This is a genomic window from Citricoccus sp. (assembly GCF_032154715.1).
Classification (GTDB): domain Bacteria; phylum Actinomycetota; class Actinomycetes; order Actinomycetales; family Micrococcaceae; genus Citricoccus.
In genome coordinates, this window is record NZ_JALDXU010000007.1 from 1 (window position 1) to 15,497 (window position 15,497).

General features: G+C 67.1%; 13 protein-coding genes. 4 read left to right on the plus strand and 9 right to left on the minus strand.

The genetic code is table 11. From position 1 onward, the window contains the following. Window positions 1–189: 189 nt before the first annotated feature. Window positions 190–1,290, minus strand: a complete 1,101-nt coding sequence (zapE, locus tag RUH65_RS02300; protein ID WP_313815580.1) for a cell division protein ZapE — start codon at window positions 1,288–1,290, stop codon at window positions 190–192. A 163-nt stretch (window positions 1,291–1,453) separates the two neighbouring features. On the opposite strand from zapE, the gene RUH65_RS02305 reads away from it, so the two are divergent. The 3 genes from RUH65_RS02305 (at window position 1,454) to ybaK (ending at window position 3,587) form a co-directional block, all read left to right on the plus strand. Next, window positions 1,454–2,401: a sulfurtransferase gene (locus RUH65_RS02305; protein WP_313815581.1), complete on the plus strand. Its 948-nt coding sequence runs from the start codon at window positions 1,454–1,456 to the stop codon at window positions 2,399–2,401. 159 nt (window positions 2,402–2,560) lie between these two features. After that, window positions 2,561–3,028, plus strand: coding sequence for a SufE family protein (locus RUH65_RS02310; protein ID WP_313815582.1), 468 nt, complete (start codon window positions 2,561–2,563; stop codon window positions 3,026–3,028). Window positions 3,029–3,071: 43 nt separating this feature from the next. After that, on the plus strand, window positions 3,072–3,587 hold the full coding sequence (gene ybaK / locus RUH65_RS02315; protein WP_313815583.1) for a Cys-tRNA(Pro) deacylase: 516 nt from the start codon (window positions 3,072–3,074) through the stop codon (window positions 3,585–3,587). Window positions 3,588–3,605: 18 nt separating this feature from the next. Here ybaK and RUH65_RS02320 read toward each other — a convergent pair whose 3' ends face one another. From RUH65_RS02320 to RUH65_RS02340, 5 genes are all read right to left on the minus strand, one after another. Beyond that, window positions 3,606–4,361 carry a GPP34 family phosphoprotein gene (locus tag RUH65_RS02320; RefSeq protein WP_313815584.1) on the minus strand — a complete coding sequence of 252 codons (756 nt, stop codon included), beginning with the start codon at window positions 4,359–4,361 and terminating at the stop codon, window positions 3,606–3,608. Between the two features lie 157 nt (window positions 4,362–4,518). Next, a complete protein-coding gene (gene pgsA / locus RUH65_RS02325; protein ID WP_313815585.1) occupies window positions 4,519–5,148 on the minus strand; it encodes a phosphatidylinositol phosphate synthase in 630 nt (209 codons plus the stop codon). Beyond that, a complete protein-coding gene (locus RUH65_RS02330) occupies window positions 5,148–5,768 on the minus strand; it encodes an HIT domain-containing protein (RefSeq protein WP_313815586.1) in 621 nt (206 codons plus the stop codon). Before RUH65_RS02330 ends, pgsA begins: the two co-directional genes overlap by 1 nt. After that, entirely contained in the window at window positions 5,765–7,789 is a 2,025-nt protein-coding gene (gene thrS / locus RUH65_RS02335) for a threonine--tRNA ligase (protein WP_313815587.1), read from the minus strand. The genes RUH65_RS02330 and thrS overlap by 4 nt, the downstream gene beginning before the upstream one ends. 207 nt (window positions 7,790–7,996) lie before the next feature. Continuing rightward, window positions 7,997–9,769: a DUF222 domain-containing protein gene (locus tag RUH65_RS02340; protein ID WP_313815588.1), complete on the minus strand. Its 1,773-nt coding sequence runs from the start codon at window positions 9,767–9,769 to the stop codon at window positions 7,997–7,999. A 386-nt stretch (window positions 9,770–10,155) separates the two neighbouring features. Here RUH65_RS02340 and RUH65_RS02345 point away from each other — a divergent pair, with 386 nt between their 5' ends. Beyond that, a complete protein-coding gene (locus tag RUH65_RS02345) occupies window positions 10,156–10,845 on the plus strand; it encodes a dihydrofolate reductase family protein (protein ID WP_313815589.1) in 690 nt (229 codons plus the stop codon). On the opposite strand, the gene RUH65_RS02350 is transcribed toward RUH65_RS02345, so the two are convergent. The 3 genes from RUH65_RS02350 to RUH65_RS02360 are packed head-to-tail and all read right to left on the minus strand — an operon-like array spanning window position 10,827 to window position 15,444. Continuing rightward, complete coding sequence (locus RUH65_RS02350) at window positions 10,827–11,348, minus strand: SRPBCC family protein (RefSeq protein ID WP_313815590.1); 522 nt, start codon at window positions 11,346–11,348, stop codon at window positions 10,827–10,829. The two genes, RUH65_RS02345 and RUH65_RS02350, sit on opposite strands and share 19 nt — an antisense overlap. Continuing rightward, window positions 11,345–15,115 carry a DNA polymerase III subunit alpha gene (locus RUH65_RS02355; RefSeq protein WP_313815591.1) on the minus strand — a complete coding sequence of 1,257 codons (3,771 nt, stop codon included), beginning with the start codon at window positions 15,113–15,115 and terminating at the stop codon, window positions 11,345–11,347. The genes RUH65_RS02350 and RUH65_RS02355 overlap by 4 nt, the downstream gene beginning before the upstream one ends. After that, window positions 15,115–15,444 carry a DUF6504 family protein gene (locus RUH65_RS02360; RefSeq protein ID WP_313815592.1) on the minus strand — a complete coding sequence of 110 codons (330 nt, stop codon included), beginning with the start codon at window positions 15,442–15,444 and terminating at the stop codon, window positions 15,115–15,117. Before RUH65_RS02360 ends, RUH65_RS02355 begins: the two co-directional genes overlap by 1 nt. Between the last annotated feature and the right edge of the window lie 53 nt (window positions 15,445–15,497).

The window sequence follows — 15,497 nt, forward strand, 5'->3', positions numbered from 1 at the left end:
TAGAGCGCCACCTTGCCAAGGTGGAGGTCGCGAGTTCGAATCTCGTCATCCGCTCCACTGAAGATCAAGAGCACCACAAGATCCCCCAACGACGTCCACCGTCGTTGGGGGATCTTGTGTTCGCGGGGACGTCGCAGGGAAGCAGCTCCCACCCAACGGCTTCAGCCATGCGGCAGCCGTTCAGCCGGGTTACAGCCCCGTCTCCCCCATCTGACCCTCCCGGACCAGGGCCGTCATGCGGGACACGGTGCGGAAGTACTTCTTCATGTACCCGCCGCTCATCATCTCCTCAGTGAACAGCCGGTCGAACGGCACACCCGAGGCGATGACCGGCACGTCCTTGTCATACAGGCGGTCCGCCAGGACCACGAAGCGCAGGGCCATGGCCTGCTCGGTGATGGTCTCCACGTGGTGCAGCACCATCACGTCGACATCCTCCACGAGCTTGCGGTAGCGGCTCGGGTGCACGCGCGTCAGGTTGGCGGTGAGGCCCTCGAAGGAGTCCTCGGACACGACGGCGGCATCCGGGAAGCGATCGGCCAGCACCGTCAACAGCTGGTCGTCCTCCAGCGGATCCGGTGCCGCGGTCAGGCCACGGTGGCGGTAGTCCTCGCCGTCCACCCGGATCACGTCGAACTGATCGGCCAGGACCTGGATCTCCCGTTTGAAGTCCTGGGCCGCGAAGCGCCCGTCTCCGAGCGATCCGGGCAGGGTGTTGGACGTGGCCACCAGCTTCACCCCTGCGTCCGAGAGCTCCCGCATCAGCCGTGACATCAACACGGTGTCACCCGGATCGTCCAGCTCGAACTCATCGATGCAGACGAGGGTGTATTCCTTGAGCACGTCCACGGCCTTGCGGAAGGACAGTGCGCCGACGAGGTTGGTGTACTCGACGAAGGTGCCGAACGCCTTGGGACCCGGCGCGGCATGCCACGTGGAGGCCAGCAGGTGGGTCTTGCCCACGCCGAAGCCGCCGTCCAGGTAGATGCCGGCGGCCGGCGTCGTGCCCTTGGATTTTCCGGCCGAGCCGGACTTGCCGCCCTTGAGGAACCCGAACAGTCCCCCGCCGCTGCCCTTGCCGTTGCCCTTGCCGCCCTGAGTCCCGCCCTTGATGGAGTCGGCGAACTCGCGCAGACGGCTCACGGCCTCGGCCTGCGAGGGGTGGGCCGGGTCCGGGATGTAGGTGTCGAAGGAGACCTCACCGAACCGGTACGAGGGGTGGAAGCCGGCGAGCAGGTCCTCGGCGGACACCTGGGGGGTGCGGTCTGCGAGGTGAACGGTCTCAGCCACGGGCGGCTCCATCCTGATGGGGTGCGACGGATTGGGTCAGGCGGTACGACCCGGCCATGACGACGGTAACTCTACCGGCGGCGGCCGCCGGCCCATGTCACCCGATGTCTATGAAGGCAACCCTCACCAATTACCACCGGGGCACGTGGCGTAATGTAAGAGAATGACCACTGAATCCTCCAGTTCACCCGACTTGTCCGCTCCTGCCTCTGCTGACCCGTCCACCGACTTCTCCGGCTATGCGCATCCGGAGAAGCTCGTGTCCACCCAGTGGGTCGCCGATCACGCCCTGGGCGAGGACCACGCGAATATCGTCGTTCTTGAGTCCAACGAGGACACCCTCCTCTACTCCACCGGCCACCTTCCCGGCGCTCTCAAGATCGACTGGCACACCGAGCTGAACGATCCGGTCACCCGGGACTTCGTCGGCCCGGAGGAGTTCGCCCGCGTCCTTGGCTCCAAGGGCATCGGCCGGGACACGACCGTGGTGTTCTACGGCGACAAGTCCAACTGGTGGGCCGCCTACGCACTGTGGGTCTTCACGCTCTACGGTCACGCCGATACCCGCCTGATGGACGGCGGCCGGGACAAGTGGATCGCCGAGGGCCGGGAGACGACCCGGGAGGTCCCGTCGGTGACCGAAGTCGACTACCCCGTGATCGAGCGCGACGACTCCACCGAGCGTGCTTCCCGCGAGGACGTGCTCCACCACTTCGGCAAGCCCCTGGTGGACGTCCGCTCGCCGCTCGAGTACACCGGTGAGACCACCCACATGGCCGGCTACCCGCAGGAGGGCACCCTGCGCGGCGGCCACATCCCCACTGCCGCCTCCGTTCCGTGGGCCAAGGCCGCCAACGAGGACGGCACCTTCAAGTCCCGCGAGGAACTGGAGGAGATCTACCAGAACGACGCCGGCCTCGGCACCTCCGACGACGTGGTCGCCTACTGCCGGATCGGTGAGCGGTCATCGCACACCTGGTTCGTGCTGCGCCACCTCCTCGGCTATGAGAAGGTCCGCAACTACGACGGCTCCTGGACCGAGTGGGGCAACTCCGTGCGCCTGCCGATCGCCGTGGGTGAAGAGCGCGGCGAAGCACCGGCCGGGCGCTGACCGGTCTGGGGCAGAGATCCGGCAGAGCAGAGGTCCGGTAGGCCTCAGGCGGGCTCCTGGAGGCAGGACGGGACTAGGCTGGGGTGCGGCATAGATCGCACCCCAGCGGTGTTGAAGCGATAGACCCACCGACCACCCTGGAAGGAAACGCACTCCACGATGACCACCACCGAACTCCCCGAGAAGCTCCACGAGATCGTCGAGGACTTCCGGGCCGTCCCGGACCCGGAACGGCTGGAACTGCTGCTGGAGTTCTCCGATGAGTTGCCGGCCCTGCCCGAGCGCTATGCCGGTCACCAGGACCAGATGGAGCAGGTCACCGAGTGCCAGACGCCGTTGTTCCTCGCGGTGGAGCTGGAGCACACCGTGCCCGACGCCGGCCCCACCGCCGAGTCGATCGTCCGCCTGTTCGTCTCCGCCCCGCCGGAGGCTCCGACCTCCCGAGGCTTCGCCTCGGTGCTGTCCCAGAGCCTGAACGGCCTGCCGGCACGCGAGGTGCTGGCCGTCCCCGAGGACCTCTCGACCCGCTTGGGCCTCCAGAAGGCCCTGACTCCCCTGCGACTGCGGGGCATGTCCGCCATGCTCGGGCGCATCAAGCGCAACATCGCGGACCAGCTGGCGGCGTGAACCCGTAGCAGGACACGCATCCGCTCGTCGCTCCGGACACCACATGGCCCGCCAGAAGCCCGCCCCCACCGCGTCGACGCCCGCCTTGCGCATGCTGGACCGGGCCGGCGTCGCGCATGAGGTGTTGGAGTACCAGCACGACGAGCGATCCGGTCAGGGCTTCGGCGAGGAGGCCGCTGCGAAGCTGGGACTGGACGCCACCGTGGTGTTCAAGACCCTGATGGTGACCCTGCCGGACGATTCCCTGGCCGCCGGCGTGGTGCCCGTCGCCGGGACCCTCGATCTGCGGGCCTTGGCCTCCGCGCTCGGGGTCAAGAAGGTCACCATGGCCGATCCGGACGTGGCGCAGAGACGCACGGGCTACGTGCTGGGCGGGATCTCACCGATGGGCCAGCGGCACCACGCCGCTGTGGTCATCGACTCCTCGGCCCTGGACCGAGACCATGTGCTGGTGTCGGGAGGCCGCCGGGGGCTCGACGTGCGCATGACACCGCAGGATCTGGTGGCGGTGACGCAGGCACGCGTCGCACCGATCGCGGGCCCGCGGACCAGGTCGTAGAGATGCTCCGTCCGAGGATCAGTCGAGCGCGGAGGCCCCGCCCGTGGTCGCCGTCAGCGCCTCGGCCACGGCATTCTCGGTCGCCAGGAGCGCCTCGGACATGGACAGCTCCGTGGCGGGGCTGCCCGCCGGGGTGACCGCCGCCGCGCGGACGTGTGCCTTGTCCACGTCCGGGAACAACCGGTGCAGCAGCCGGGTGGTGCGCATCAACGAGATGAGCGGCCATGTGACGTCGTCGGCCGGCTGGCCGTCCATGAGGACACCGCGGATCCGGTCCCGCAGCTCGTGCTCGACGTGTTCGTCACGCTCCCGGTAGCGCGTCCGGTGAAAGATCCAGAGCACGGTGCTCTCGTCTTCCTCCACGATGCCCCGCTTCACCAGCGATGCCGCCACGGCGTCCCTCAGCGTCTGACGTGAGAACCGGTTGATCCACTGCTCGGCGTCCCGATGGCGGGTGAAGGCGCGGATGATGTCCCAGACCTGCTCCAGGGGCCACTCGAGCTGGGTGCTGTGCGCCCAGGCTGGCGGATTCGGATCAGCGGCGAAGACCTGCTGCGGATGCTCGATCGACCGCACCGTACTCCGCGTGACCTCGAGCCGGCCTCGGCGCGCCAACTCGACCAGTGCGGCACCGGCGATTCCCATCCCGACGGTCGGCCCGTCCAGCAGGAGCTTGCCCTTCTCATCGTCCAGGCACAGCAGGAGGAAGTACTCGGGAATGTTCAGAGGGCGGTCGGTGACAGCCTCAGTGCTGTCCTTGAAGGGCTCGCTCATCCATCCATTGTGGCGTAGAAGACACCAATTGCGCAGGGCCGAGGGATTCAAGGCAGTCCAGCCGGGTTCTGCGGGCTCCAGCGGTGCTCGGAGGCGTTCGGCAGCGTTCGGCAGCGTTCGGTGGAATGAGACAGCGGCCAGCGGCCAGCGTCCCAGGCTACTGACCGTCGTCGGGCTCGCGGACCCTGTGGGACTGCCGGTACACCGTGACCATGCGCTGGCCCACGGTGATGGCGGACGCCGCCGTCAGGAGCAGGAGGACCACGGTCAGGACCCATGGGTTCAGACCGAGACCGGTCAGACCGGCGAACACCAACGTCACCACGAGCCGCTCCGCCCGTTCAGCAATGCCGGTATTGGCGTCAAAGTCCAAGGATTCGGCCTTGGCCCGGACGTAGGACACCAACATGCCGAGTGCCAGGCTGGCGGCGGCAGCCACCCCGGCGATCCAGACGTCGCCAGCGCCGAAGAACCAGAGCATCAGTCCCAGGAAGACAGCGGCGTCTTGGACCCGGTCCAGGGTGGAGTCGAGAAAATTCCCCCACCGTCCCGTCGTTCCGGCGATCCTGGCCATGACCCCGTCCAGCACGTCCGAGAAGACGAAGAGGGTGATGACCATGGTGCCCCAGAACAGTTCTCCCATCGGGAACAGGATCAGTGCCCCCAGTACCACGCCGAGGGTCCCGATGATGGTCACGGCATCCGCCGAGACACCCCGGGCCAGGAGGAACCGGGCTGCCGGCGTGAAGATCCGGGTGAACAGGGCCCGGGCGTGGCGGTTCAGCATCAGCCGCGCTGTTCCGTGGCGGTGGTCGCCTGGTGCGTGTCGAAAGCCGCTTCCGCTTCCACCCAGGCTCCGGCCACGGCCGCGCGGACCGTATCCAGGGTCACCGTGATGTTCTTGGTCTCGGCGATGATGGGCAGGAAGTTTCCGTCTCCGCCCCACCGGGGCACGATGTGCTGGTGCAGGTGGGCGGCGATGCCAGCGCCGCCGGTCTTGCCCTGGTTCATGCCGAGGTTGAATCCGGTGGCCTTCGCCGTGGCACGCAGTGCCGTCATGCCGATCTGGGACAGCCGGGCGATCTCCAGGGTCTCGTTCACGGTGAGGTCCGTGTAGTCGGGAACATGGCGGTAGGGACACACCAAGAGGTGCCCTGCGTTGTACGGGTAGAGGTTGCACAGCACGAAGGCCGTCCGGCCCCGTGCCACGATCAGTGACTGCTCGTCGGATCGGCCCGGGGCGGCGCAGAACGGACACGTGGATTCCCCGCTGACCTGGTCCTGTCCCCCACGGACATAGGCCATCCGGTGGGGGTTCCACAGTCGTTGGAAACCGTCCGGCGTACCGGCGAGTTCGAAGTCGTCGGTGGCCGGGGTGCTGTCCCTCGGGCTCGGCACCGGGGTCACTGGGTCTCCCGGTTCCTCACGGCATTCACGATGCGTTCGACGGCTTCGCTCACGGGCACGCCGTTGTCCTGGCTGCCGTCTCGGAACCGGAAGGAGACCGCTCCTGCTTCGGCGTCCTCGCCACCGGCGATGAGCACGAACGGCACCTTCTCCTTGGAGGCGGTGCGGATCTTCTTCGGGAAGCGGTCGGAGCCGTCGTCGAGGCGGGCCCGGATGCCCTGGGCCTTGAGCTGGGTGACGACGGCGGCCAGGTAGTCGTTGAAGGCCTCAGCGACCGGGATCGCCACCACCTGCTCGGGGGCCAGCCAGGCCGGGAAGGAGCCGGCGTAGTGCTCGGTGAGCACGCCGAGGAAGCGTTCGATGGACCCGAAGAGGGCGCGGTGGATCATCACGGGGCGTTGGCGGGTACCGTCCGCGGCCTGGTACTCGAGGTCGAAGCGTTCTGGGAGGTTGAAGTCCAACTGAATGGTGGACATCTGCCAGGTGCGGCCGATGGCGTCCTTCGCCTGGACGGAGATCTTTGGACCGTAGAAGGCGGCGCCGCCCGGATCCGGAACCAGGTCAAGGCCGGAGGCGGTGGCGACCTCCTCGAGGGTGCGGGTGGCCTCCTCCCAGATGGCGTCCTCGCCGACGTACTTCTCGGGATTCTTGGTGGACAGTTCGAGGTAGAAGTCGTTGAGGCCGTAGTCCTTGAGGAGGTCCAGGACGAAGGTGAGGGTGGTGGTCAACTCCTCCTTCATCTGGTCCTTGGTGCAGTAGATGTGGGCGTCGTCCTGCGTCATCCCGCGCACGCGGGTCAGGCCGTGCACCACACCGGACTTCTCATAGCGGTACACCTGCCCGAACTCGAACAACCGCAGAGGCAGCTCACGGTAGGAGCGGCCTCTCGACGCGAAGATCAGGTTGTGCATGGGGCAGTTCATCGGCTTGAGGTAGTAGTTCTGCCCCTGCTTGGTGATCTCGCCCGTGAGCGGATCCCGCTGCTCATCGATCTGCATGGGCGGAAACATGCCGTCCGCATACCAGTCGAGGTGTCCGGAGATCTCGTAGAGGTGCTGCTTGGTGATGTGGGGGGTGTAGACGAACTCGTAACCGGCCTCGGTGTGACGCTGACGCGAGTAGTCCTCCATCTCCTTGCGGATGATGCCGCCGCGAGGGTGGAACACGGGCAGGCCGGATCCCAGCTCGTCCGGGAAGGAGAACAGGTCCATCTCGGCACCCAGTTTGCGGTGGTCGCGGCGCTCAGCCTCGGCCAGGCGCTCTTGGTATGCCTTGAGATCGTCTTTGGTGGGCCACGCGGTGCCATAGATGCGCTGCAGCTGCTTGTTCTTCTCGTTGCCCAACCAGTAGGCGGCAGCCGAACGGGTCAGCGCGAAGGCGTTGGAGATGAGCTTGGTGTTCGGCAGGTGGGGACCGCGGCAGAGGTCGCACCAGACACTGTCACCGGACTTGCGGTCCACGTTGTCGTAGATCGTGATCTCGCCGGCGCCGACCTCGATGTTCGCACCCTCGCCGACGGCGTCCGCGTCTTCCTGCTTGCCCAGCAGTTCTAGTTTGTACGGCTCATCGGCCATCGCCTGGCGGGCCTCATCCTCGGTGACCACGCGGCGTGCGAAGGTCTGGTTCGAGTTGATGATCTTCTGCATCATCTTCTCGAGGGACTTGAGGTCCTCCGGGGTGAAGGGATCCGCGACGTCGAAGTCGAAGTAGAAGCCGTCCGTGATGTAGGGGCCGATGCCCAGCTTGGCGCCCGGGCGCAGCTGCTGAACCGCCTGGGCCATGACATGGGCGGTCGAGTGCCGCAGGACGTTGAGTCCATCCTCATCCGAGATGTCCACGCCCACGACGTCCGCGCCGGCCGGTATCTGGCGGCTCAGATCCTGCAGTTGGCCGTCCACTCGCATCACGACGATGGTCTTCTGGTCGGAGAAGAGCTCTGAGCCGGTGGTACCCGAGGTCACCTCCCGCGTTTCCGCGTTGACGGTGATGGTGAGTTGTTCGTGCTGCGACGCCTCGGACACGGTCCGGTTCCTCCTCGGGTAGGGCTTCAGGGCTGATGGCATACGGTGGCCATCGCCAGCCACCGGCCATTCTAGGGCAGACATGGGCGGTTCGCCGTCTGATGGCGTGCACACCGTGGTGCCACTGGTGGCGTCCTGCAGATCAGACGACCGCGTGTCACGAGCGTGGCGGTGGCTGGTTCGGCTGGTTCGGCTGGTTCGGCTGGTTCACGCCGCATCATCGAGGTTGTCGCGACGACCCGGGCCACCCGGAACCCCGGGCCCTTGGTTCCCTGGGCTCCCTGGATCTCGGGGACGCCAGTAGTGGTTGCGGCGGGGCCGTTGTTCGGGATCGTGATAGCGGGCGGGGATGAACCAGGGCACCCCGTCTTTGACCTCGATCTCCCAGGCTCCAGCATGGACGGCGTGGTGGTGGTGTGAGCAGAGCAGGACTCCGTTCTCAACACTGGTGGGCCCGCCATGCTCCCAGAAGCGGATGTGGTGGGCTTCGCACCAGGGAGCGGGTATGGAGCAGGCAGGGGCTGCGCATCCGCCGTCCCGGGCGACGATGGCCCGTCTGAGCTTTCGGGTGAACAGCCTCTGGGCTCGCCCCACGTCCAGCACTTCTCCTGACCCTCCGAGCACGATGGGGATCAGGTCCGCATCACAGGCCTTCTGCCGAATGGTCTGTGGATCGACCGCCCCCGCATAGGCCGCCTGGGAGACCACGTGACCGGCGGCTCCCTGGCCTTTCACACTGGTGTAGTGACCCGCCAGGGACTCGTAGTCGATCGTCACCAGAACCTGGGGCCTGACTCCGCCACTGCCGGAATCCGGCAGGTCGGATCCGCCCTCTTCGGCGGTAGGGGTCGTTTGATTCGTCAAGGCCAAGGCACCGGTCAGGGCACTGATAAGTCCATCCAGTTCCCGTTGGGCCCGACTCCGGGAATCCAGCGAGTCGGCAACATCCAGGTGCTCCGCCCAAACCTCGGAACCCGAGCCGTCGTCAGAATACCTGCGAGGGTTGGAGGAGGCGGAGACGAGGGTCTTCAGCGTCTCATGTTGGCCGTCGGTCGCCAGCAGGGACCAGCGGTGCAGATTCGCGGTTCCCTTGCCGTGATAGAAGAGTCCCTGGGCCGCGTTCATCTGGGCCTCGGTGGGCTCGAGACCATCGGGGTTCACCACGGCGTCAAAGCGCTGGCGCCAGTACGCGCACACCTTCCGTAGGGCGTCCGGGTCCATCTCCCGCGCCTGGGCCGCCAACACCCGCTCGCCCTCAGCGATCAAGAGCTCGATGTGATCCTTCGGAGCTCCGGCCCGGCCCGCGTCAGCACGAGCAGACGTGAGGGCGTCCACCACCGTGTCCACGGCGACTGGATCGGCCTGGGCAGAGATCACGGTACCGGCCAGTGCGGTCATCTCGGGCTGAATCACCTGGGTTCGGTCTGGGGTCAATCGCGGCATGACTCGGATAGCGCGTCGGACGCGTTTCCTCGCCTCATGGCGGGGAACGTGGAGGACCTGCTGCAGATAGTCCACCCCGTTGCGGTAAGCACACTTACCCTCCGGAATCCCCAACATGCCACGGCGGGTGGCATGCTCCTCGAAGACGCCGTCCACATGTCCTGCCAACCCCGTTCGAGCCGCATCCACCCATCTGCCGAGCTCTTCGACCCGGGAGAGCACGACGGGCAGACATCCCGCCGGCACAGCTTCCGCGGTGGCGCCCAGGGAGTCACCTCCCAGGGATTCGTCATTCAGGGCCTTTCCACTCAGCAACTGGCTCGGGTCAGCGTCACCCTTCTCGTCGAGCACCCTGTCCGCATGGGCGTACAGACCCCACTCCTCGGAACGATCATGATCCGACCCGTCCGGGAAGCGGTCGACAGCGTCCAGCAGCCGGGGATCCGACACCCGTGACGCCAGCTCCTCCAGAAGGAGACGGGAGGCCGCCAGCAGCTCGGGCAAGTCCAGCCCTGCCAACTCGTCCTTCTCGATCACCGGTACTCCTCTCCTGTGTAGCCTGTCTCTTCCGTGTAGCCCGTCGCCCTGTGAGAGGCGTGCAGCCCACCCCCGCTGAAGGCCACCCCAGCCGTGGTCAGCGACTCAGGATGCCTCTGGGTAGCTGCCACAGCGTGCTACCACGGCCTCGTCGTGACCTCACCAACTCGCCCCCCCGCCGTCGATTTTCTAGTACATATATTCGATCATGTGGCGCAGACACGATAAGCACCTCCACCGCAGAATGTGGACGCCGTGCCGCCTTCTGTGACCTGTGCAGGAAGGGGCACGCACCGGGGATCTGGCCATCCGGCGTCGTGCGTTTCTACACTCAGGGCAACCAGCGTCCGAGTGCTGACAGCGCAGCCCAGAACCGGGAAGTAGCCATGCCATCCACCACAGATCCCCCCACCGGTGAGCCGCCTCGCCGGGGCAGGCATCCACGACTCAGGGTCCAGAATTTCTTCGTCTCGCAAGATGGCATCGCCGCAGGGGAAGACCAGAGCCTGGAACGCCCCTTCGGGCATGTGGACCCCGGCCCGCTGACCCGATGGGCGGGGGCCACGGACAGCTGGCCCAACCGGACAGAGCCTGGCGGCTCCCGGGGTGTGGACGACCATATCGTCCGCGACTTCACCCACAACATCGGGGCCGAGATCATGGGAAGTCACAAGTTCAGCCCGTTCCGGGGCCCCTGGACGAGCGAGGACTGGAGGGGCTGGTGGGGTGATGATCCGCCGTTCCGCACCCCGGTGTTCGTGCTGACCCACCACCTGCGCCCGTCCTTCTCCCTCAGCGACACGACCTTTCACTTCCTCGATGCCAGCCCGTCCGAGGCACTGAGGATCGCCATGGACGCCGCTCAGGGCAAGGATGTCCGTCTCGGCGGTGGTGTCACGACGGTGCTGGAGTTCCTCGAAGCGGGCCTCGTGGATGACCTTCACATCGCCGTGGCCCCCCATGACATCGGTTCAGGACTGCGGCTGTGGTCCAGTCCGACGGATCTTGAGGACCGCTTCCATCATGAGAGTGTCCTGAGCCCCAGTGGGATGGAGCATCACTTCTTCTGGCGTTGAGTCGCGGCGTCGGCGTCAAGAACCGCCAGCAGGTGCCGGCTACGCTGCCGGATCAGCCGGCGGAGGTAGGGCACCAGGACCAGTCTTTCGGCCAGGCGTCCGAAGAGGGGCGACGTCACGGTGATGGTATCCGTCATGGTGCTCGCCGTCTGAGCGATTCCCCCGGCCGTTGCGAGTCCGACTCCGGCGGATCCATGTACTCCGCTCGAGAATTCATGGACATGGCGGAAGGAGCGGAAGGGGCCGGTGACCTGCTCGTCGACGAACCGACGGGGGCGGTCGTGTTCAGTGATCTGGGAGGTCATGGTGAACCAGATCCCGAAGTGCCGGGCCCGCCACGTGACGGTCTCGCCGAGACCGATCTGCCCCGAGGTCACGCCGTCGATGGCCTGTTCGCCGGAGTCCGCCATCGATCCGAGATGCTCGTCAATGCTCAGGGAGAGATCGAAGAGCCGCTCGGCTGCGTGTGACGACGGGGTCACCACCGTGAATGTGCTCGTCATGGTCCGATCGTCGCACGTCCTGGGACAGATCGGGCAGATCGGTTTCCGCCCGTCGCCGAGGCACCCTCCGGAACTCCCACCGCGCCGCGCACCTTGACCGGCCAGGACCCGGTGTCATGGTGAGGGATATCGGGAAGCCGCGCGGTGGCCCCCACCGCCTGGCGCGAGCCCCCGGTGTCCTGCTGTTGGGCGGCCGATGAGGCAGCAGGTCCCCACGGCACCGGAACAGGGGGCGTACCCGCCCGGGTCCGGTCCCGGCGTAGCCAGGCCCGCCATTCGTCCCGCGTGCCATCCAGATAGTCCGGATCGGGCAGTGCCTCGGGCCGGTGCAGGTCCCAGGCGCGAATGGCCTGCAGGCTGATGGCCCGGGGACCGGTCCGGCGCGTCGTGCCCTCGATCAGCATCAGGCGGGCCGAGAACAGCATCTCACCGGTCTCATGCTGGGCCTCCGTGAAGAACGAGGCATCCACGCACCCCGTTCCATCGTCCACGGAAATGAACACCACGCGCTTGCCGCTGCGCATGGGCGGGGTCTGCGTCGCCACCCGCACCCCGGCCACCAACACCCGTGACTGAGACCGCAACCCGAGCAGATCCTCCGCCGCCGTCACCCCGAGCGCGTCCAGATACGGCCGGTGCGACTCCATCAAATGTGCGGTCGTGTCCATGGCGGTCAGATCGAGCTCGGTCCGCACCTGTTGGTCCCGACTGGGTTCCGGGAACATCGGCACGATCGCCGCCGCCTCGGTATCGGGCAGCTCCAGGGAGAGCTGACCGTCGACCTGGCGTCCCCCGGACCGTTTTCTCCGCCCCGACAGTCCTTCGAGCTGCCCACCGTGCTGCAGTTCCAGATGGTGCACCAGGTCCGTGCGTGACGCCCCGCCCGGCGGCAGGAGGCAGTCCAGGGCACCAAGTTGGGCCAGTCGTTCAAGGTTCCTCCGGGTCGGGCGGGCCCGGTCCCGCACATCGGCCAGCGAGGCATAGGGCTGCCCCGCCACGATCCTCTTGATCTCCGTCTCGCTCAGCCCGGACAACGCGTTCAGTGCGAGCCGGATCCCCCAGTGCCCCGTGGTCTTCCCCGGCCCGACGCCGGCCGGCCGGCTCCCAGCGGCCGGCGCATTCGCCGGGAAGGGCGCGGCGACGGCGTCGGGAATCTCAGGGTGGCTGGGCACCCATTCGAGCCTGAACCGATCGATGGAGGCGTTGATGTCCACGGGCAGCACCGGGATGCCCATGCGGCGGGCCTCGGCGATCATCAGCCGGCGGGGATACATGCCGGGATCGTGCTCGAAGATCCCGGCCAGGAACGCCTCGGGGTGATGGGTCTTGAGCCACGCCGAGTGGTAGGTGGGAACGGCGAACGCGGCGCCGTGGGCCTTGCAGAAGCCGAAGGAGCCGAAGGCGTGCAGCGTTCCCCAGACCTCGTCCACGACCTTCGGCGGATAGTTTCTCGCCAGCGCCGTCGACCGGAAGAACTCCTCCACCACGGCCTCCTGCGGCCCACCGATCTGACGGCGGAACTCATCGGCCTGGGCCAGCCCGCAGTTGGTCATCACGTCGAAGGTCCGCAGTACCTGTTCGTGGAACACGGTCACCCCGTGCGTCTCGGCCAGCACGGGTTCCAGGTCCGGATGGGGATACCGCGCCTGGGAGAAACCGTGGCGTTGCTCAAGGAAGGGCCGCACCATGTCCGACTGCATGGGCCCAGGCCGGAACAACGAGATGTCGATGGTCAGGTCATTGAATTCCACGGGCGCCATCTTCCCGATCAGCTCACGCTGGCCCGGTGACTCGATCTGGAAGATGCCCAGGGTGTGCGTGGTCCGGATCAGGTCGAAGGTCGGCTCGTCATCGAAGGGCACCAGTTCGAGGTCCACGGCCTCCCCCGTGGTCCGCTCGATCTCGGCCAGGGTGTAGGCGATGGTCGACTGCATCCTCACGCCGAGCACGTCGAGCTTGAGCATGCCCATGGGATCCATGTCGTGCTTGTCGAACTGACTCATCGGCAGGTCGATCCCGGAGGGCTGCAGCGGCGTCCGGTCCAGCAGGGTGGCGTCCCCGAGGATCACCCCGCACGGGTGCATGGCGATGTGCCGCGGCAGCCGGTCCAGTCGCTCGGTGAGGTCCACCAGCAGGTCCAATTGCTCCTGCCCGGCGGCCCGGCCTGATTCGACCTGTTCCGCGAAACCGCGCAATTCCGGCATCCGGTCCAGGGCCTCACGGAAGCTCGACGCCGAGAACCGCCAGAGTTGCTTGGCGATCATATCCACCTGCCCCGGTTCCATGCCGAGGGCCATCCCGGCGTCACGCACCGCTCCTCGCGCACGGTAACCGTTCTGCATGCTCATGAGCGTGGTGCGTTCAGCCCCGAAGCGCTCGAACATCGCCTGGTAGACATCGTGACGGCGGGCCGATTCCACGTCGATGTCGATGTCCGGCAGGGTCGAGCGGTCGTTGGAGAGAAAGCGTTCGAAGATCAGCTCGTGCCGCATGGGGTCCACGTTGGAGATCCGCAACAGGTAATTGACCAGCGACGAGGCCCCGGATCCACGCGCTGAGACCCGCACCCCCATCTTCTCGATCATCTCCACCACCTCGGCCACGGTCAGGAAGTAGCTGGCGAAACCGAGCCGGCTGATGATGCCCAGCTCATGCTCCAACCGCTGCTCCAGGTCCTGGCCGGCGGTCGACGACACAAAGCGGGTCCCGGTATAGAGGCCCGGAAAGCGGTCGGCAACCCTGCCGAGAGTGCGGTCCCGCAGCGCACTGACCGGGTCCCCGGTGATCCCGATGACCGAGGCCTCCGGGACGGTGGGACGCATCCAGCCCAGATCCGGACCGGGGTCCATCCGGCAGGCATCGGCGAGGGCATGGGTGTCATCCAGCAGGGCCGTGAATCCCTCGGCACTGCCGCCGGCCCGCCCCTCCGTCCCGGACCCGGCCGCCTGGCAGACCTCCAGGGCGATCTGGTGCATGGACTCTGCGGGCTTCAACCAGCCCTGCCCGTTGGGCTGCAGGTCGGTGAGGGTCTCGAGGGAGCTCAGGGCCCGGGCGGCGTCGAGGACGTCCGCGGTGGCGGCCCCGTCCGGCGTCGCATAGCGCACCGCGTTGGTCAGCACCGCCGGCACCCTGGTCTCCCGTGCGGCGCGCAGCATCTTCACGGCGTGAGCGGCTGACAGCTTCTCCCCCGGCGCAGACAGGTGGCAGACCACCTCCACCCGCAGGGATCCGGCGGGCAGCGCGGCCTTCCACTGGCGCAACAGCGCCCGGCCGGCCGTGTACTTGCGCGCGGCCATCAACTGCCCGACGTCGGATCCTGGCCCCAGCAACACGAACAGTTCCGGCGGGGCACCGTGGTGCCTGCCAGCAGACCACTCGGCCAGTTCGGCCATCGTGACGTATGGCGTTCCCCCGGCAGAGCCACCCGTGGTGTGGGCGTGCGCTGCCGAGATGAGCCGGACCAGGGCTCGGTACCCCGTGCCCTGCGCGCCGCCTCGGGCCAGCACGACCACCCGGCCGGCGGGATTCGGCCGCTGTTTACCCCAGGCCACCGCGAGGTCCACCCCGAGCACCGGGTCCAGCCCCTGTTCCAGGCAGGCGCTGACATGCTTGGCCATGCCGTAGAGCCCGTCCCGGTCAGTGCAGGCCAGCATCTCCGCGCCGTCCGCGGCGGCGGCTGCGGCCAGCTCAGCGGGCCAGGACACCCCGTAATGGGAACTGAAGGCACTGGCCACGTGCAGATGCGGAAAGCCCGGTGCGGCGCCCATCAAGCACTCTCCTTGAGGCGCACCGCGGCGCCGTCATGGATGCGGACCAGCCGCCAGCGTCCGGAGTCCACATGGTGGGAGAGGTCCAAGGTCAGCAAGGGTGCATTGCGCGCCTTCTCCAGACGCACCTGAACCCGCCAGACCTCGTGGTCCACCAGACCGGCACCGCGGCCCCGCTCGGCCCGGCGCTCCTCGGTCCACCACTTGCGCCGCTCGTACCAGCGCACCGGCTTGGCAGCCAGTACGTAGATCCGGCCGTTCCACTCCAAGCGCTCCGGGTCCCCTGCCGTGGTGCATCCAACGGCGACCGATTGAGTGAAGATTCCCATGGGACGTGATTCCTGCCCTGTTCTTGTCGTGACTTCTCATGCCGTATTTCCGC